17 protein-coding genes are annotated in these 19,399 nt (G+C 41.0%); 15 read left to right on the top strand and 2 right to left on the bottom strand.

Annotation, left to right across the window (positions count from 1 at the left end):
* Nucleotides 1-208: 208 nt before the first annotated feature.
* The 6 genes from LIZ08_RS01530 to LIZ08_RS01505 all read left to right on the top strand — a co-directional run bounded on the left by LIZ08_RS01530 (nt 209) and on the right by LIZ08_RS01505 (nt 7,480).
* Complete coding sequence (locus LIZ08_RS01530; RefSeq protein ID WP_049472136.1) at nt 209-898, top strand: Crp/Fnr family transcriptional regulator; 690 nt, start codon at nt 209-211, stop codon at nt 896-898.
* 234 nt (nt 899-1,132) lie between these two features.
* The gene (arcA, locus tag LIZ08_RS01525) at nt 1,133-2,362 is read left to right on the top strand and encodes an arginine deiminase (protein ID WP_195422906.1); all 1,230 of its coding nucleotides are present in this window, start codon (nt 1,133-1,135) and stop codon (nt 2,360-2,362) included.
* Nucleotides 2,363-2,445: 83 nt separating this feature from the next.
* Complete coding sequence (argF, locus tag LIZ08_RS01520) at nt 2,446-3,462, top strand: ornithine carbamoyltransferase (RefSeq protein WP_070660144.1); 1,017 nt, start codon at nt 2,446-2,448, stop codon at nt 3,460-3,462.
* Nucleotides 3,463-3,547: 85 nt separating this feature from the next.
* Nucleotides 3,548-4,492, top strand: a complete 945-nt coding sequence (gene arcC, locus LIZ08_RS01515) for a carbamate kinase (protein ID WP_003011576.1) — start codon at nt 3,548-3,550, stop codon at nt 4,490-4,492.
* A 124-nt stretch (nt 4,493-4,616) separates the two neighbouring features.
* Nucleotides 4,617-6,128 (top strand): YfcC family protein, encoded by a 1,512-nt coding sequence (locus LIZ08_RS01510; protein WP_195326896.1) that lies wholly within the window; start codon nt 4,617-4,619, stop codon nt 6,126-6,128.
* A 17-nt stretch (nt 6,129-6,145) separates the two neighbouring features.
* Nucleotides 6,146-7,480 (top strand): dipeptidase, encoded by a 1,335-nt coding sequence (locus LIZ08_RS01505; RefSeq protein ID WP_195487051.1) that lies wholly within the window; start codon nt 6,146-6,148, stop codon nt 7,478-7,480.
* Between the two features lie 478 nt (nt 7,481-7,958).
* Here the strand turns inward: LIZ08_RS01505 and LIZ08_RS01500 are convergent, their stop codons facing one another.
* Both LIZ08_RS01500 and queA read right to left on the bottom strand, forming a co-directional pair.
* The gene (locus tag LIZ08_RS01500; RefSeq protein WP_003006364.1) at nt 7,959-8,429 is read right to left on the bottom strand and encodes an arginine repressor; all 471 of its coding nucleotides are present in this window, start codon (nt 8,427-8,429) and stop codon (nt 7,959-7,961) included.
* Nucleotides 8,430-8,440: 11 nt separating this feature from the next.
* Nucleotides 8,441-9,469, bottom strand: a complete 1,029-nt coding sequence (gene queA / locus LIZ08_RS01495) for a tRNA preQ1(34) S-adenosylmethionine ribosyltransferase-isomerase QueA (protein WP_003006367.1) — start codon at nt 9,467-9,469, stop codon at nt 8,441-8,443.
* A gap of 307 nt (nt 9,470-9,776) precedes the next feature.
* Here queA and LIZ08_RS01490 point away from each other — a divergent pair, with 307 nt between their 5' ends.
* The 9 genes from LIZ08_RS01490 (at nt 9,777) to LIZ08_RS01450 (ending at nt 19,387) form a co-directional block, all read left to right on the top strand.
* Nucleotides 9,777-10,484, top strand: a complete 708-nt coding sequence (locus LIZ08_RS01490; protein ID WP_021152882.1) for a glucosamine-6-phosphate deaminase — start codon at nt 9,777-9,779, stop codon at nt 10,482-10,484.
* 188 nt (nt 10,485-10,672) lie between these two features.
* Entirely contained in the window at nt 10,673-12,019 is a 1,347-nt protein-coding gene (locus LIZ08_RS01485) for a DUF1958 domain-containing protein (protein ID WP_049474302.1), read from the top strand.
* 70 nt (nt 12,020-12,089) lie between these two features.
* Nucleotides 12,090-13,262 carry an MFS transporter gene (locus tag LIZ08_RS01480; protein WP_227038124.1) on the top strand — a complete coding sequence of 391 codons (1,173 nt, stop codon included), beginning with the start codon at nt 12,090-12,092 and terminating at the stop codon, nt 13,260-13,262.
* A 167-nt stretch (nt 13,263-13,429) separates the two neighbouring features.
* The gene (locus LIZ08_RS01475) at nt 13,430-14,011 is read left to right on the top strand and encodes a hypothetical protein (RefSeq protein ID WP_227038123.1); all 582 of its coding nucleotides are present in this window, start codon (nt 13,430-13,432) and stop codon (nt 14,009-14,011) included.
* 73 nt (nt 14,012-14,084) lie between these two features.
* Nucleotides 14,085-15,035 (top strand): competence protein CoiA family protein, encoded by a 951-nt coding sequence (locus LIZ08_RS01470; protein ID WP_227038122.1) that lies wholly within the window; start codon nt 14,085-14,087, stop codon nt 15,033-15,035.
* Nucleotides 15,036-15,107: 72 nt separating this feature from the next.
* Complete coding sequence (gene pepF / locus LIZ08_RS01465) at nt 15,108-16,910, top strand: oligoendopeptidase F (RefSeq protein ID WP_227038121.1); 1,803 nt, start codon at nt 15,108-15,110, stop codon at nt 16,908-16,910.
* A gap of 1 nt (nt 16,911) precedes the next feature.
* Nucleotides 16,912-17,631: an O-methyltransferase gene (locus LIZ08_RS01460; protein WP_003006390.1), complete on the top strand. Its 720-nt coding sequence runs from the start codon at nt 16,912-16,914 to the stop codon at nt 17,629-17,631.
* A gap of 72 nt (nt 17,632-17,703) precedes the next feature.
* Nucleotides 17,704-18,648, top strand: a complete 945-nt coding sequence (prsA, locus tag LIZ08_RS01455; protein WP_227038120.1) for a peptidylprolyl isomerase PrsA — start codon at nt 17,704-17,706, stop codon at nt 18,646-18,648.
* Nucleotides 18,649-18,901: 253 nt separating this feature from the next.
* Nucleotides 18,902-19,387 carry an LURP-one-related/scramblase family protein gene (locus tag LIZ08_RS01450; protein WP_223344757.1) on the top strand — a complete coding sequence of 162 codons (486 nt, stop codon included), beginning with the start codon at nt 18,902-18,904 and terminating at the stop codon, nt 19,385-19,387.
* Nucleotides 19,388-19,399: the final 12 nt, after the last annotated feature.

Below are 19,399 nucleotides of genomic sequence, written 5' to 3'. Positions count from 1 at the left end.
TTCATAATAAAAACACCCCAAAAGTTAGATTTTTTCTGTCTAACTTTTGGGGTGCGGTTCATTCTGTCCCACTCTCTTTTCTTCTATCACAGTAGCATAAAATTCACTTGGTGTTTCGAAATACTTTTCTGTTTTAAAGAGGCTTCTTTCCCTCTTCTATCAAAAAAATATGTTATACTAATTAATAGTAATAAGAGGAAGTATAAACATGATTACAAAGGAAGATTACCAGTTGGTCCGCTCGCATCCAGCCTTCTCTGCGTTGCCAGTGGAGCTATTTGATAAATTAGCTGTTGAAATTCATGCTAGGGATATCCAAAAAGGACAAATTTTATTTTATGCAGGAGATAAGCGGGATCGCATTTTTCTTCTTTCAAAAGGCTTTGCTCGCATTGAGCAATTCGATTCGTCTGATCAATTTTCCTATATGGATTATATCAAGAAAGGGGCCCTGTTCCCTTATGGTGGGATGTTTCAGGATGAGCGTTACCACTATACAGCTAGTGCGGTGACAGATTTGCGTTGTTTCGTTATCCCCGTCAACCTCTATGAATTATCTGCCCAAGAGAGTAAGGAGCAGTTGCTCTTTATTACGAGAAAGCTCTCGTCAATTTTAGAATTTCAAGAGTTGCGTCTACGTAATGTCGTGACAGCTAGTGCCAGTGAGCGTGTGGTTCAATCTTTAGCTATCTTGTGCAAGGACTATGAAAGTTTAGGAAATCAACTTCCATTTCCAATCAGTATGAAGGAAATGGCCAAATTAGCGGCTACAACCCGAGAAACCGTCAATCAAGTTTTAAAGAAACTCATCGATTCTCATAAGATACAGTATGAGAGAAAACAATTAACCTTTCTAGATACAGCCTACTTTTTAAAGAGTTTTAAAGAGATCAATTAATTTGTTGATCTTTTTTATTTTTTCAAAAAAATATATATTCATAAAAACAATATAAAAGACAAAATATGCAAAGAAAACGCTTCATATTAACTAAAAAATAGGAAGAATTCAAGAAAATGCCAAATTCTTTGCATTAAAAAAGTAGAATCCTTCATGAAAGCGGTAACAATAAAGGATATAATAACAATTGTAATAAAGCTTATGAACAAGCTCGAAGAAAAAGGAGGACTATAGATGTCTACACACCCAATTCATGTTTTCTCAGAAATTGGAAAACTGAAAAAAGTTTGTTTGCACCGTCCTGGTAAAGAGTTGGAAAACTTGATGCCTGACTATCTTGAACGTCTTCTTTTTGATGATATTCCTTTCTTGGAAGATGCTCAAAAAGAACACGACGCATTTGCTGAAGCACTTCGTAATGAAGGAATCGAAGTACTTTATCTTGAAAAATTGGCAGCTGAGTCATTGACTACTCCAGAAATTCGCGAACAATTTATCGAAGAATACCTTGATGAAGCGAACATTCGTGGACGCCAAACTAAAAACGCTATTCGCGAAATCCTTCGTGGTATTAAAGACAACCAAGAGTTGGTTGAAAAAACAATGGCTGGTTTCCAAAAAGCTGAGCTTCCAGAAATTCCTGAAGCTGACAAAGGATTGACAGACCTTGTTGAATCTGACTATCCATTTGCGATTGATCCAATGCCAAACTTGTACTTCACACGTGACCCATTTGCTACAATTGGTAATGCAGTATCATTGAACCACATGTACGCAGATACACGTAACCGTGAAACTTTGTATGGTAAATACATCTTCAAATACCACCCAGTTTATGGTGGAAAAGTTGAACTTGTCTACAACCGTGAAGAAGATACTCGTATCGAAGGTGGAGATGAGTTGGTGCTTTCTAAAGATGTATTGGCAGTTGGTATCTCACAACGTACAGATGCTGCATCAATCGAAAAATTGTTGGTAAACATCTTCAAGAAGAACGTTGGCTTCAAGAAAGTATTGGCCTTCGAATTTGCGAACAACCGTAAATTCATGCACTTGGATACAGTATTCACAATGGTGGACTACGATAAATTCACAATCCACCCAGAAATCCAAGGGAACCTTCGCGTCTTCTCTGTAACCTATGAAAATGAAGCATTGAAGATTGTTGAAGAAAAAGGTGATTTGGCTGAATTGCTTGCTGAAAACCTTGGTGTTGAAAAAGTTACATTGATCCCTTGTGGTGATGGCAATGTAGTTGCTGCTGCTCGTGAACAATGGAACGACGGTTCAAATACTCTTACAATCGCACCGGGTGTGGTAGTCGTATACGACCGTAACACAGTCACAAACAAGAAATTAGAAGAATACGGACTTCGTTTGATCAAGATCCGCGGAAGTGAATTGGTTCGCGGTCGTGGTGGACCTCGTTGTATGTCAATGCCATTTGAACGTGAAGAAATCTAATGTAGAAGACCGAGAGCTGGTCTTGAGGGATCAGCTCTTCCTTCTTACTGATCAATACTAGAAAGAAATAGGAGACAATTAGAATGACAAATTCAGTGTTCCAAGGACGTAGCTTCTTGGCAGAAAAAGACTTTACACGCGCAGAGTTAGAATACCTCATCGGACTTTCAGCTCACTTGAAAGACCTTAAAAAACGCAACATCCAACACCACTATCTTGCTGGAAAAAACATTGCGCTTTTGTTTGAAAAAACTTCAACTCGTACTCGTGCTGCCTTCACAACAGCAGCTATCGACCTTGGTGCTCACCCAGAATACCTAGGTGCAAACGACATCCAACTTGGTAAAAAAGAATCTACAGAAGATACTGCTAAAGTTCTTGGACGTATGTTTGACGGTATTGAATTCCGTGGTTTCAGCCAACGTATGGTTGAAGAATTGGCTGAATTCTCAGGTGTTCCAGTATGGAATGGTTTGACTGACGAATGGCACCCAACTCAAATGCTTGCAGACTACTTGACTGTTCAAGAAAACTTTGGACGCCTTGAAGGTTTGACACTTGTGTACTGTGGTGACGGACGTAACAACGTTGCAAACAGCCTTCTTGTAACAGGTGCTATCCTTGGTGTGAACGTACACATCTTCTCACCAAAAGAACTCTTCCCAGAAAAAGAAATCGTTGAGTTGGCAGAAGGATTTGCCAAAGAAAGTGGCGCTCATATCTTGATCACTGAAGATGCCGACGAAGCAGTGAAAGGTGCAGACGTACTTTACACTGATGTTTGGGTATCAATGGGTGAAGAAGACAAATTTGCAGAACGTGTTGCCCTTTTGAAACCTTACCAAGTAAACATGGATTTGATTAAGAAAGCTGATAACGAAGACTTGATCTTCTTGCACTGCTTACCAGCCTTCCACGATACAAATACTGTTTACGGTAAAGATGTTGCTGAAAAATTCGGCGTAGAAGAAATGGAAGTTACTGACGAAGTGTTCCGTAGCAAATATGCTCGTCACTTTGACCAAGCTGAAAACCGTATGCACACAATCAAAGCGGTTATGGCAGCTACTCTTGGTAACTTGTACATTCCAAAAGTTTAAGACTTTATAACCGTATACCAACAGCTATAGGGGCTGGACTGCTAGCTTTAGTCCTGCCCCTATTTTTTATAGAAGGGGAAAACTTATGTCAAGAAAAATCGTCGTTGCTTTGGGAGGAAATGCTATTCTCTCATCTGATCCTTCTGCACAAGCTCAACAAGAAGCACTTGTAGAAACAGCAAAACACTTAGTCAAATTAATCAAAAACGGGGATGACTTGATCATCACTCACGGAAATGGTCCTCAAGTAGGAAACCTTTTGCTCCAACACTTGGCAGCAAACTCTGAAAAGAACCCTGCTTTCCCACTTGATTCATTAGTTGCTATGACCGAAGGAAGCATTGGCTACTGGCTTCAAAATGCTCTTCAAAATGCTCTTCTTGAAGAAGGAATTGAAAAAGATGTGGCTTCTGTTGTGACACAAGTCGTTGTTGATAAGAACGACCCAGCTTTTGTCAATCTCAGCAAACCAATCGGTCCATTCTACTCAGAAGAAGAAGCAAAAGCAGAAGCTGAAAAATCTGGAGCAACTTTCAAAGAAGATGCTGGTCGTGGCTGGCGTAAAGTTGTTGCTTCACCAAAACCAGTGGATATCAAAGAAATCAATACCATCCGTACTTTGTTGAACGACGGTCAAGTCGTTGTGGCAGCCGGTGGTGGCGGTATCCCAGTTGTGAAAGAAGCAGATGGTAGCCTATCTGGTGTTGAAGCTGTCATCGATAAAGACTTCGCATCTCAACGTTTGGCTGAATTAGTAGAAGCAGACCTCTTCATCGTCTTGACTGGTGTCGATTATGTCTTTGTGAACTACAACAAACCAGACCAAGCAAAATTGGAACATGTTAATGTGGCTCAATTGGAAGAATATATCAAACAAGACCAATTTGCACCAGGAAGCATGCTTCCTAAAGTGGAAGCTGCCATTGCCTTTGTAAATGGTCGCCCAGAAGGAAAAGCAGTTATTACATCACTTGAAAACCTGGGAGCTTTGATTGAATCTGAAAGTGGAACAATCATCCAAAAAGACTAATGAAAAATTAGGAAAAAACTAGTATTTTAAAGCTTATTGTGATAGAATAAGTCTATAGGTAAGCGTTTTACAAGAGACTCTTGTAAAACATCACTCACACTTTGTTGCGTTAGGAGGAAGACAAATGAGTGAAAAAACGAAAAAAGGATTTAAGATGCCTTCATCTTTTTCCGTATTGTTAATCATCATTGCCATTATGGCAGTGTTAACTTGGATTATTCCAGCTGGTCAATACAAAGTTGATGATGGTGGAGCCATCATCGCTGGTAGTTATGAAGCTGTGAAACAAAATCCTCAAGGGATTTGGGACGTCTTGATGGCCCCAATCAACGCCATGCTTGGTAAAGCACCAACTAGTGCAGCCATTGACGTAGCCTTCTTCATCTTGATGGTCGGTGGATTCCTTGGTGTTGTGAACGAAACAGGTACCCTTGATGTAGGGATTGCTTCAATCGTTCGTAAATACAAAGGCCGCGAAAAAATGTTGATCTTGATCTTGATGCCATTGTTTGCCCTTGGTGGGACAACTTATGGTATGGGTGAAGAAACCATGGCCTTCTATCCACTTCTCGTACCAGTTATGATGTCTGTTGGCTTTGACAGCTTGACAGGGGTTGCGATTGTACTTCTAGGTTCTCAAATCGGATGTTTGGCTTCTACATTGAATCCATTTGCAACGGTTATTGCATCTGATACAGCTGGTATCTCAAGTGCATCAGGATTGTTGCTCCGTGTGATTTTCTGGGTAGTCATGACTGCTCTTAGTACCTACTATGTATACCGTTATGCAGACAAGGTTCAAAAGGATCCTAAAGCATCCTTGACTTATGCAACTCGTGAAGAAGATTTGAAACACTTCAACGTAGAAAGTGGTGAAGAAATTCCTTCACAAATGAACAAGAAACAAAAACGTGTCTTGCTCGTCTTCATCTCAACATTCGTTATCATGGTTGCTGGATTTATCCCATTCAAAGATTTGGGTATTACATTCTTTGACAACTTTAACGAATCTCTCCATAAAATTCCAGTACTTGGTCAATTGATCGGTAACACAGATGCTCTTGGTACATGGTACTTCCCTCAAACAGCTATGCTCTTTGCCTTCATGGGAATCCTTGTGGGTATCATTTATGGCTTGAAAGAAGATAAAATCATTTCATCCTTCATGAATGGTGCAGCTGACCTCTTGAGTGTTGCGTTTATCGTAGCAGTAGCACGTGGTATCCAAGTCATTATGAACGATGGTATGATCACTGCGACAATCCTTCACTGGGGTGAAGAAGGACTTAAAGGTCTTTCATCTCAATTGTTCATTGTCTTGACTTACATTTTCTACTTGCCAATGTCATTCTTGATCCCATCATCATCTGGACTTGCTAGCGCGACAATGGGGATCATGGCACCTCTTGGTAAATTCGTCAACGTACCAGGTAGCTTGATTGTCACAGCTTACCAATCTGCATCTGGTGTCTTGAATTTGATCGCACCAACTTCAGGTATCGTAATGGGAGCTCTTGCTCTTGGACGTGTTGAAATCAGTACATGGTGGAAATTCATGGGTAAATTGGTTGTAGCGATTGTTGTGATCACCATTGCCCTTCTTCTACTCGGAACTGTAGTTCCATTCTTGCAATAGAATAAAGTAGGTGTTTCATGAAAAAAAGAATTAAGGACGATGTGAAAGAGCAGTTTTTAAACTCGCTTCAAACCATCATTTCTTATCCTTCTGTATTAAATGAAGGGGAAAATGGAACACCGTTTGGACAAGCTATCCAAGATGTCCTAGAAAAAACCTTAGAGCTTGCTCGAGAATTAGGTTTTCAAACATATATAGATCCTGAAGGATACTATGGATATGCAGAGATCGGTCAGGGGGAAGAACTCCTGGCCGTTCTTTGTCACTTGGATGTTGTTCCAGCCGGTGATTTACAAGATTGGCAAACGCCACCTTTTGAAGCGACCATTGTCGGTGATTATCTAGTAGGTCGTGGTGTGCAGGATGATAAGGGACCGTCTCTTGCTGCCCTCTACGCAGTTAAGAGTTTGATGGATGATGGCATCCAGTTTACCAAACGAATCCGCTTTATCTTTGGGACGGATGAAGAAACCTTGTGGCGCTGTATGAACCGCTACAACCAAATCGAAGAGCAAGCAGATCTTGGATTTGCACCGGATTCCTCTTTCCCCTTAACCTATGCTGAAAAAGGCTTATTACAAGTGAAATTGCATGGCCCAGGTTGGGATGATCTTCCCTTACAGGCTGGTCAGGCCCTCAATGTTGTTCCAGACAAGGCGACCTATGCTGGTCATCGTTTGGAAGAGTTGCTTCCTGTTTTGGATCAAAGTGGGGTTCAGTATAGCCAAACAGAAAATTCTGTAACGGTTTTGGGTATTTCCAAGCACTCTAAAGATGCAGCCGAAGGAGTCAATGCCATAGTCGGTTTAGCGGAAAGTCTGTCCCTCATCCAACCCCATCCAGCTTTGCTCTTTATCGCAGATGCTGTTGGTGAGGATGCAACTGGTGAGGCTCTATTTGGCAGAATTACAGACGAACCAAGTGGAGATCTTTCCTTTAATCTTGCGACCCTTGTGATCGATCAAGAACAATCGGAAATCGGAATTGATATTCGGATCCCCGTCTTAGCAGACAAGGATGCCTTAGTAGCTCGTTTGCAAGAAATTGCGGCTAGTTATCAGTTGGAATATGAAGAGTTTGATTATTTGGCTCCTTTATATGTTCCTTTGGATAGTCCTTTAGTCAGCTCTTTGATGGCCGTCTATCAGGAAGAAACTGGGGATAAGACGCCAGCTATGTCTTCTGGTGGTGCGACATTTGCGCGGACCATGGAAAATTGTGTTGCCTTTGGGGCTCTTTTCCCAGGTGCAGAGCAGACTGAGCATCAAGCAAATGAATGTGCAAAAATTGACGATCTCTACGCTGCGATGGAAATCTATCGAGAAGCCATTCAACGCCTAGCTACAACATGAAAAGTTTGGAAGCCAAGTTTCTAAACTTTCAGATTGAAGACAAACTTATACTAAAAACTTTCCTTAGGTGAGTACGGACGTCAGCGAACTTCTACGAAGTTCCAAGACTAAATCAAGATACTAAGGGCGTCTGCGGATAAAGTCAAAATAGGAAGTTTGACGCAGAATCTTTTGATTCTAGAAAAACTTATCTTTTTGACACAATCCGCAGCCCGTGTTCAATTTTTATTGAGCCCCTTCGCTCTTTAATTTCTGGGCTCAGGCTAAAACAGTTTCCCAAACTGTTTTACTCTCAATAATTCCGAGTGCCTGAAACAATTTTGTTTCAGGCACTTTTCTCACGGCGGAAAGTTTCAGTGTTTTTTTCATTCATTCAAAAAATTAGAACACATTTTAATTTTTTTGCAGAATCGCTCACCTTATTTTAAGATAGTTTGTCTACATTTTAAAAAGTTTGGAAACTTGGTTTCCAAACTTTTTATTTACTAAAGAAGAAGGGTGGGGTGAATTCTTTTAATTTTTCAAAACAATCCAAAGCTCCTTGGTTGTCTTCGCAGATGACCAAACAGACATCGTCTCCACAGATGGTGGCTACAATTTCTTGGAGTTCCAATGCATCTAAGATCGCTCCAAAGGATTGGGCAAGACCTGGAAGAGTTTTTACAACGACCTGGTTTTGAACGGGCCGCAACATGACTAAGGCATCTTCCATATACATCCGCAGGCGCTTTTCCCAACGGGAAGGAGCGATGGTGTTCATGGCATAGTAGGAGCTATCCCCCTCGTTAATTTTTACTAGATTCAAGGATTTGACATCCCGTGAAAGGGTGGACTGGGTAACGAGAACGCCATTGGCTTCTAAGGCTTCTTGGAGCTCTTGTTGGGTATGAATCCTACGCTCAGAAATGATCGAGCGGATCAAGCGGTGGCGGCTTTCAATTTTATTCATGAGGGACTCCTTTACTTGATGAACATAGCATCCCCAAAACTGAAGAAGCGGTAGCGTTCTTGAATAGCATGGTGGTATGCTTCGAGGGTTAATTCACGGCCGGCAAAGGCAGAAACCAACATGACCAGAGTTGATTTTGGAAGGTGGAAGTTGGTTGAAAAGGCGTCGACGACTTTCCATTCATAACCTGGTTTGATAAAAATATTGGTCCAGCCTGAATCGGCTTGGATATCTCCATCAAATTTGTTTCCAATCGTTTCAAGGGTTCGAATAGAAGTCGTTCCAACAGCTACAATGCGTTTTCCTGCAGCTTTTACCTGACGAAGGGTCGCAGCAGCTTCTTCAGAAAGTTGGTAAAATTCAGAGTGCATCTCATGGTCTTCAAGATTGTCTACAGATACCGGACGGAAGGTTCCTAGGCCCACATGAAGGGTCAAATAGACCAGGTGGACCCCTTTGGCTTCAATCTTTTGGAGCAATTCTTGGGTGAAATGAAGACCTGCCGTTGGAGCTGCAGCAGAACCATTTTCTTTGGCGTAAACGGTTTGGTAGCGTTCGCGGTCAGCGAGCTTTTCGTGAATATAGGGAGGAAGTGGCATTTCGCCAAGGCTTTCTAGAACTTCTAAAAAGATCCCTTGGTAATGGAAGCGAACAATGCGACCTCCGTGCTCTAATTCTTCCTCAACGGTTGCAGTCAAACGACCATCTCCAAAGCTGACTGTGGCACCTACTTTTAAGCGTTTTGCAGGTTTTGCTAAGACTTCCCAACAGTCGTCTTGGGTGTTTTTAAGGAGAAGGAATTCGACGTGACCACCTGTTTCAGGTTTGACTCCATGAAGACGGGCAGGTAGAACGCGCGTATTGTTCATGACAAGAGCATCTCCTGGCTCCAATTCATCCAAAATTGCATCAAAATGACGGTCTTGGAATTGCCCTGTTTTTCGATCTAGGATCAAGAGCTTTGAGGCATCACGTTTTTCAAGAGGGGTTTGAGCAATCAGTTCTTCAGGCAAATCAAAGTCAAAGTCGTTGGTATTCATTTGCGCTCCTTTTATACTAAATTTGTGAGTAGATAGATGGTAGTCCCGACCGCTAAGAGCATCAAGCAGATTCCCATCAAAAAGATCAGGACCTTGAGAATCTTTCTCTGATGAATCAAGAAAGATAAGAGAAAGACAAGGAGTCCGATCAAAAAAATGATGAATAATAGTGATACAATCATACCTTTCATTATATCACGAATCGTCTTGAAAATGAAAAAAATGCCAGAAAAAGATAGCGGTTTCACTTGACAAAAATTGGTCTATACCATATAATAAAAGCATAGAGAAATAGGAGGTCTATCCAATGAAAATTATTGAAGTAAAGGACCAAATTGAAGGTGGAAAAGTTGCCTTTGATATATTAAAAGAAACCTTAAAGGAAGGTGCTCAAACCTTAGGTCTTGCGACTGGAAGCAGTCCCCTTGAGTTTTATAAACAAATTCGTGAAAGTGATTTGGATCTGTCTAATCTAATCAGTGTGAACTTAGATGAATACGTAGGGTTGACGGGAGATGATCCTCAATCTTATCGGTATTTCATGGAGAAAAATCTCTTTGATGCCAAACCATTCAAAGAAAGCTATCTCCCATCGGGTGTAGAAGAATCTGCCGATCAAGAAGTGATCCGTTATAACAAAATACTCGAAGAGCATCCAGTGGACCTTCAAATCTTGGGTATTGGGCGCAATGGGCATATCGGTTTTAATGAGCCAGGGACATCCTTTGATAGTCAGACCCACTTAGTTCAGTTGGATGCCTCTACCATTGAGGCTAATTCTCGTTTCTTTGATAAGATCGAAGATGTACCAACCCAAGCCATTTCGATGGGGATTGCCAATATCTTAGCTGCGAAATCAATTGTCTTGTTTGCTTATGGGGAATCAAAAGCCCAAGCAATCAAAGGTACAGTAGAGGGTGAAAGGACAGAAAAAGTGCCAGCTAGTGCCCTTCAAGGACATCCAAATGTAACCATTATTGCGGATAAGGAAGCCTTGAGCTTGTTAAGTCGATAAAAAACAGGACCTATCGCCGATTTATTCGGGCCAGATAGGTTTTTTTCTGCTTCAAAATATGGTACAATACAAGTAATTATCTGCTGGGATTAGCTCTTTTCATCTACTGGGAGACAAGAGGAAAGGGCATGAGGGCTAGAAGCTTATTTTAGCCTCCAGCTGATTAGTCTGTTATAAAGGAAAAGTTTATGATAAAAAAATATTTGATCCATATTTGCCTCCTTCTGAGTCTCTTATGCCAGCCAATTCTAGCGAGTGCGGATGAATTGGTGGATATGGCGCAAAAGATGTATCCAAATGACAATGTCCAAGCCATTAACCGTCCACATTCTTCGCTTATTATTGACGGAAATACGGGCAATGTTCTTTGGAAAGACAATATCGATGAAGTCAGAGATCCTGCCAGCATGAGTAAGCTCATGACGCTCTATCTCTTGTTTGAAGATATGGCAAATGGCAAGATCAGTAAGGATACAGTGATCAAGGCGACCGCTTCAGACCAAGCGATCGGAAAGATCTATGAGATCTCCAACAATAATATTGTTGCTGGGGTAGACTACACAATTCCTGAGTTGATTACCATGACAGTGGTTCCATCCTCAAATGTATCGACCCTCATGTTGGCCAATCTTATGTCCAACAATGATCCAGATGCCTTTATCGAGCGCATGAATGCCAAGGCTAAGGAATTAGGGATGACCAACACGGTCTGGAATAACCCGAGTGGGGCGGCCATCTCCACCTTGCAAGGCTACTATCAGGTAAACAATTATCCAAATGATGCGGCCAACCAGACAACTGCTCGTGATTTAGGAATTCTGGTTTATCATTTTATTAATCAATACCCAGATATTTTAAACTATACCAATCAAGCACAAGTCACGGTCAAAAAAGGGACTCCATATGAGGAAACCTTTGATACCTACAATTATTCATTGCCAGGAGCCAAGTATGCCTTGAAAGGTGTGGATGGTTTGAAAACTGGTTCAAGCCCTCGTGGAGCTTTCAACTATATCGCGACCATCAAACGGGGCAATCAGCGCTTAATTGCTGTCATTATGGGCGTAGGAGATTGGGCAGACCAAGATGGGGAATATTACCGCCATCCGTTTGGCAATGCCTTGATCGAAAAAGCCTATAAAGATTTTGGCTATAAAAAATTGTTAGATGCAGGTGTCCAGAAGATTGACGGCAAGACCTATACACTTGAAAAACCCTTCTATGCAACGGTCAAAAGAGGTGCTAAAGAACCGACCCTTGCGGTAAAAGATGGCTATCTGACAGTAGATAATGATCTCTACACGTTGTCTGAAGGTATCCGAGATGATATGAAGGTAGAAGAAGGGGCCAAGCCAGAGCTTGTCAAAGAAACAGCAAGTGGGAAAAAGACAACGGCTAAGCACAGTAAATGGCTTTCGCTGGATCACTTCCTGATCTTGATTCCAATTCTCATTCTTGTCATTATTCTCTCGATTGAAAAACAAAGTCGTGAGAGACGCAAAAAAGAGGCTCAAAAGCGCTATAATAAAGAGTAAAATAAAACCTAACTGATTGTCAGTTGGGTTTTGTCATTGTCTCATTCCGATATTTTTAGAAAGGATTCATATGAAAAAATTCCGAAATTCTTATGCGGCTTATATGTTGCTCTATAGTTTTTATTTTATGTCCACATCTCTCTTTACGACCCTCATTTCCGTCTATTTGATGGGAAAGCACTATAGTGCAACCCAAGTGTCGACCTTGGTATCGGTTGCTTTTTTCTTATCCATGGTAGCCCAACCCTTCTTTGGTTATATCAATGAGCGATTTGGAATCGTAAAAATGACGACCCTCAGTCTGAGTGTGATCATTGGTGGTGTCTTCGGTTTTCTTTGGGCCCCCAATCTCTTTTGGCTGACCGTTTTTTATGGGATTGTTCTAGTCTGTTTGAATGGGACAGCTCCCATGATGGAAGTATTTGCAACGCAAAGTCCATACGCTTTTGGGAAGATTCGCGTTTGGGGAACCATTGGCTACTCGGTCGGTGTCCAAATAGCTGGCTGGGTCTATCATCAGTTTAGCCCCCAAGCAGTCTATTATACGGTTTTGATCACCATTGTACTCAGCATTTTCTGTCTAAGTGCCGTTCGGATGAAGACAAGAGAGAAAAAAGAAGAAAAGGTTAAAGAGCCAGTTTCTATTCGTCCCCTTCTTCACAATGGACCTTACCTCTTCTTTATCATTTTGATTGGCTTGGCTTCAGGTGTTGGAAATATTGGTCATACCTATATTACTGAGCTACTCATGGATAGTGGTCTACCAGTTCATATTGCCTCAACAGTTGTGGCTATCTCCGTCGTAGTGGAAGCCCCCTTGATCTTTTTCTCTGATCGATTCATGGACCACTGGCCTTTACGGGTTTTGATCGCTCTTCCAATTGGAATTATTTTCGCTCAATATGCTGTCTATGCTCTTCCAAGTCCTGTCTTCTTAAAAGTGCTTCTAACTCTCTTAGCCAAGCATACAACAGGGATGGTTTTGATTATGGTCTCCTTACGGTTTATTGCCCAACAGGTGAATGGCAAAGACTTGGTTCTTGCCATGGCTATTGTCCAAGGAGCTCGTTATTTAGGAACCATTCTTTTACAACCTCTCGCAGCCCTCTGTATTGAAAGAGGTGGTTACCAGGTCATGAGTTTCTTTTTAGCAGGGGTTGTAGGGATCGTCTTTTTGCTGAGCTTTGCCTTAAAAATGCCCCAAGGGAAGGCTCACGGCCTTTTTGGTGGCAAAGTAGACTAATGAAATTGTTACAATTGTATGACTAATCATCGAGGAGTTGGACAGAAACACTGATTTCACAGTGTTTTGTCCAACTTTTTTGCTAATATTAAGAACTAGTGATTGATTTGACAGTCAAAGTATTCGATGGTAGAATGAGGTAAAATAAATATAAAGGAGACCATTTTATGAAAAAAATGATCTTATCGACAGCTGCTCTTTTGACGATTGTTTCCCTAGCTGCTTGTTCAAACAAACAAGACACAAAGAAGGAAACTTCAAATAGTCAATCAACTACTAAAGTGACGAGCAAATCTGCCAACACTTCAAAAAGCAAGGATACTTCAACAGATTCAGAAGAGACTTCATCTTCTAGCCTCTTAACAGACGCTGAAATCAGCAAGGCTAAAACAGTTGGAGACTTCAAAAAGTTGTTTGCAAAATTAATGGATCAATCTGTTTCACTTACTGAAGAAGCAGGTACTTCTGTGACAGGTTCTGCGAAAGAACAATACGATGCAATGATTAGTACCTTAAAGCAAGGATTAGAAAACCAAAAAGATATCTTTAATGAAGGCTTGGAAAGCATCGGTTCAGATAGCACAGTCGTTCCTAAAGAAGACCGTGAAGCTTTGATCGAAATCTTGAAAGATGCTCGTGAAGAGTTGGAAAGTACTCGTAAAGAAATGAAAGATATGCAGAAAGAATTGAGTAAATCTCCTGTTGCAGATGACGACAGTGATGATTCAGATTCAGATTCTGAAGAATAAAAAGAAGAAAAGGTTGGAATTTCCAGCCTTTTTCCTATTTTTTTTCGAATGATATAGATGAGGAGGTGGGCCTATGTTTATTGCTATGGATAACAATCAAAAGCGGTGGAACTGTATGGAAGAGATCCCAGCTGTGACAGAAGGTCCCTTCTATTGCTTAGCTTGTCATAGTCCAGTGCGTCTAAAAAATGGCTCGGTTCTACGGGCTCATTTTGCTCATGTAAAATTACAGCATTGTCCCTACCATCACGAAGCTGAGAGTTTTGAACATCTGGAATTGAAAGCCAGTCTTTATGATTGGGCCTCTAAGGAGTCTCATACAGAAGTAGAAAGTTATTTAGCAGATTTTCAACAAATTGCTGATCTTTTGGTAGTAGACAAGAATTTAGCTTTGGAAGTGCAGTGCAGCCCCCTATCTTTAGAACGCTTGAAGGAGAGAAGCGATGCGTATAGAGCCAACGGTTACCAGGTCTATTGGTTACTTGGTAAAAAGTTGTGGCTCAAGGAAAGACTAACAAAGCTACAGGCTGGCTTTCTTTATTTTAGTCAGAATCGAGGGTTCCATCTTTGGGAATTGGATTTGACAAAGAAAGAGCTACGTCTGCAATACCTCATCCATGAGGATTTGAGAGGGCGATTGCATTATCAAACAGAAATTTTCCCTTTTGGTCAAAGGTCCTTACTAGAAGTTTTACGGATTCCTTATCTTTCGCAACCCATGCGGCAAATGGCAGTCGAGCTCGATCGTACATTTTTAACCTATATACAGCAGCAACTCTTTTATCGTCACCCAAAGTGGCTGAAGCTTCAGGAAGAACTCTATTTACAGGGACACCATCTGATGGAACTGGAGCTAGATTTCTTTTATCCTCTTTGTCGTCCGATCCTTTCACAGAACTTGCTTCAAATTGAAGAGGATGTAGAAGATTACTACCAGCAGTTTATGACCTATTATCAGTCGCAAGGGATCCAACCTGTTCAGATCCTCTATCCCCCACGTTTTTATGCTCAACAGAAAAGCTAACTTTCTAAGATAGAAATCCTCCCGAAATGTTCATTTTTATGCTAAAATAGTACCATTGGAGGATTAATCGAAATGGTAAAACAACGTAATGAAATTGATGAAAAATACCAATGGGATTTGTCGACAATTTTTGCGACAGATCAAGCTTGGGAAGAAGCAGCAGCTAGCTTAGCTGCAGATATTAAAGCAGCAAGCCACTATGCTGGTCATTTATTGGATTCAGCGCAAACACTTTTGGATACAACCAATGCATATTTGGAATTGAGCCGTCGTTTGGAAAAGGTCTACGTCTATGCTCATATGAAAAATGACCAAGATACACGTGTGGCTAAATACCAAGAGTACCAATCAAAAGGGATGTCTCTTTATAGCTTGTTAGGCGAAACCTTTGCCTTCTATGAGCCTGAATTCATGGCCATTACGGATGAGCAGTACAAAGCCTTTGTGAGTGAGGTTCCAGACTTGGAGCAATATGGTCATTATTTTGATCGTTTGCTTGAGAAAAAAGAACATGTCTTGTCTCAAAAAGAAGAGGAATTACTTGCAGGAGCTGGTGAGATCTTTGCGGCTGGTGGAGAAACTTTTGAAATCTTGGACAATGCAGATATTGTTTTCCCAACTGTACATGATGACAAAGGCGAAGAAGTTCAATTAACCCATGGGAACTATATTTCATTAGTAGAATCAAAAGATCGTGCCGTTCGTAAAGAAGCTTACGAAGGTCTCTACAAGGTTTATGAACAGTACCAACATACCTATGCTAAAACCTTACAAACCAATGTGAAAGTTCACAACTTCAATGCCAAAGTTCGCAAATTCTCATCTGCCCGTGAAGCGGCCCTTTCTGAAAACTTTGTACCAGAAAGTGTTTATGATAGCTTGGTAGCAGCGGTGAACAAACATTTGCCACTCTTGCAACGCTATGTGCAATTGCGTTCAAAAATTCTAGGAATCTCAGACTTGAAGATGTACGATATGTATACGCCATTATCCGATACAGACTACAAGTTTACCTATGAAGAATCATTGGCCAAAGCAGAAGAAGTCTTGGCTGTTTTGGGTGAGGACTACCTTTCTCGTGTAAAACGAGCCTTCAGCGAACGGTGGATTGATGTGCATGTCAACCAAGGAAAACGCTCGGGTGCTTATTCAGGTGGTTCTTATGATACCAATGCCTTCATGTTGTTGAACTGGCAAGATACATTGGACAATCTCTTCACCTTGGTGCATGAAACTGGTCACAGTATGCATTCTAGTTATACCCGTGAAACCCAACCTTATGTCTATGGGGACTATTCCATCTTCCTTGCTGAAATCGCATCTACAACCAATGAAAATATCTTGACCGAACGTCTGTTAGAAGAAGTAGAAGACGATGCAACTCGCTTTGCGATTTTGAATCACTTCTTGGATGGCTTCCGTGGAACTGTCTTCCGTCAAACGCAGTTTGCTGAATTTGAGCATGCTATCCATAAAGCAGACCAAGAAGGTACTGTTTTGACTAGTGAGTTCTTAAACAACCTCTATGCAGAGCTCAATGAAAAATACTATGGTCTTTCAAAAGAAGACAACCCTGAGATCCAATATGAATGGGCTCGGATTCCTCACTTCTACTATAACTACTATGTCTTCCAATATTCAACAGGTTTTGCAGCAGCTTCGGCCTTAGCTGAAAAAATTGTTCATGGAACACAAGAAGATCGTGATAAATATATCGACTACTTGAAGGCTGGAAATTCTGACTATCCACTCAATGTTATCCGCAAAGCAGGTGTGGATATGGAAAAAGAAGACTACTTGGACGCAGCCTTTGCGGTCTTTGAACGTCGGTTGAATGAATTTGAAGCCCTAGTAGAAAAATTAGGACTCGCATAAGATGGTAGAGTCTTATAGTAAAAATGCCAACCACAATATGCGCCGGCCAGTGGTTAAAGACGAGATCGTTGACTTTATGCGCACGCGTCAAAAACCGGTAGCAGGTGCCTTGGAGGAGTTAGAAGCATTCGCCCGCAAGGAAAATATTCCGATTATTCCGCATGAAACGGTAGCTTACTTTAGACTACTCCTGCAAGCCCTACAACCAAAGAAAATCCTTGAAATTGGGACGGCAATTGGGTTTTCAGCGCTCTTAATGGCTGAAAATGCTCCCGATGCACAAATTACCACTATTGATCGGAATGAAGAGATGATTGGCTTTGCTAAGGAAAATCTGGCTAAATACGATCAGAGAAAGCAAATCACCTTACTTGAAGGAGATGCAGTAGATGTATTGCAGGATTTAACAGAGACCTATGACTTTGTCTTTATGGACTCTGCTAAGTCTAAGTACATCGTCTTTTTACCACGAATTCTCGAGCTCTTAGAGGTTGGAGGAGTCGTGGTACTGGATGATATTTTCCAAGGGGGAGATGTTGCCAAGGACATCATGGAAGTGCGTCGTGGGCAACGAACCATTTACCGGGGGCTTCAGAACCTCTTTCATGCGACTCTCAATCATCCAGATTTGACCGCTAGTTTGGTGCCACTTGGAGATGGTATTTTAATGATTCGGAAAAATGCAGAGACGGTAACCTTGCCAGATCCTAGCTCTTTTTAGGTAAATTTAAGGTATTCTCTCTAATTTGTGGTAAAATAGAAGAAGTTTAAAAAGGAACGGAGAATAATTTTCATGAAGAAAAAACTTGTAGCAGGTGCTGTGACCTTGCTATCAGTCGTAACACTAGCAGCGTGTGCCAATGGCACAAACAAAGATATCGTGACCATGAAAGGGGACACGATTACAGTTTCTGATTTCTATGATGAAATCAAAACCAACCAAGGTGCTCAACAAGTTCTTTTCCAAATGACCATCAATAAAGTCTTTGAAAAAGAATATGGATCAAAGGTTTCTGATAAAGAAGTCGATAAAGAATTGGCTAAACAAAAGAAACAATTAGGCAAACAATTCGATGCATACTTGGCGCAACAAGGCTTGACGGAAGAAACAGCGAAGAAACAAATCCGTAGCAATATGTTGTTGGAATATGCAGTCAACCAAGCGGCTAAGAAAGATATCAAAGAGTCTGACTACAAGGCGGCTTTTGAATCTTACACACCAGAAGTAACAGCACAAATTATCAAGTTAGATTCAGAAGACAAAGCAAAAGAAGTGTTGGAAGCAGCTAAAGCGGAAGGTGCAGACTTTGCCCAAATCGCCAAAGACAATTCGACAGATACTGCTACAAAAGACAAAGGTGGCGAAGTTAAGTTCGATTCAGGAACAACAAATATCCCATCTCAAGTCAAAGAAGCTGCCTTTAAGTTGGATGAAAATGGGATTTCAGATGTGATCACAGTTTCAGCAGGTCAAAACTATTCTGCTAGCTACTATATTGTCAAATTGAATAAGAAGACAGAAAAAGGTTCTGACTGGAAGAAATACGAAAAACGTTTGAAAGAGATCATTGTTGACAGTCGTAAGCAAGATACTAACTACATCCGTAGCATTATTGCAAAAGCGATGACCAATGCCAATATCAAGGTCAAGGATGATGCCTTCAAATCAACATTCAACCAATATTTGCAAAATATTGGTGTTGAAACAAGCGGTAGCAGCTCATCATCTAAAAAATAGTTGACGGTTCCTTTTGGAACTTGTATAATGAAATAGTTGAGAATAAATCATTGTTACTCGGAATCAGAGAAGTGGCGGGGGTGCGAGCCATAGAAGAGAAATGATTTTGCTACTCGGCTGAGACAATTGCATATAAAATGAAGAATGACAAGTTCATTGAATGAAGGTGGTACCGCGGTTTTTCGCCCTTCGTTTAGTGGCTTGTCTTTTGTTTATGGGCAGTTGTCTGGAGCTTTTTAAAGGAGATCAAAAGATGCGAACCTATCAAGTGAAACAAAAATTTCGATTGGGTGGCGAGCGGTTCGATATCAAAGATGAGTTGGGAAATGTTGAATACCAGGTTGAGGGATCTTTTCTTAAGATTCCCAAGACTTTTACCATCTATGATCAGAATGGACAAGAAGTGAGCCACATTACTAAAAAAACAATCAGCTTTCTTCCCAAGTTTGTGGTTGAGTTGAAGGATGGGGACCGCTTTTTTATCCATAAAAAGCTGACGCTCTTCAGGGATAAGTACGATATCGAAGATTTGGGACTTCGGGTACAAGGAAATATCTGGGACCTAGAATTCAAATTATTCGATGATCGGGATCAAATCGTCGCTGAGATTAGCAAGGAACTCTTTCATCTAACCTCTACCTACCAAGTATCGGTCTATGAGGATGAATACGCTGATTTAGTCATCTCACTTTGTGTCGCCATCGATTATGTCGAAATGTTAGAAGCTAGCGCAAATTAATCTTAAAAAAAT

This window comes from Streptococcus sp. 210928-DFI.4.42 (genome assembly GCF_020554365.1).
GTDB classification, from domain to species: Bacteria; Bacillota; Bacilli; order Lactobacillales; family Streptococcaceae; genus Streptococcus; species Streptococcus parasanguinis_S.
Note: the sequence above shows the minus strand (reverse complement) of the source record. Positions and strands in the feature narration are given on the sequence as shown.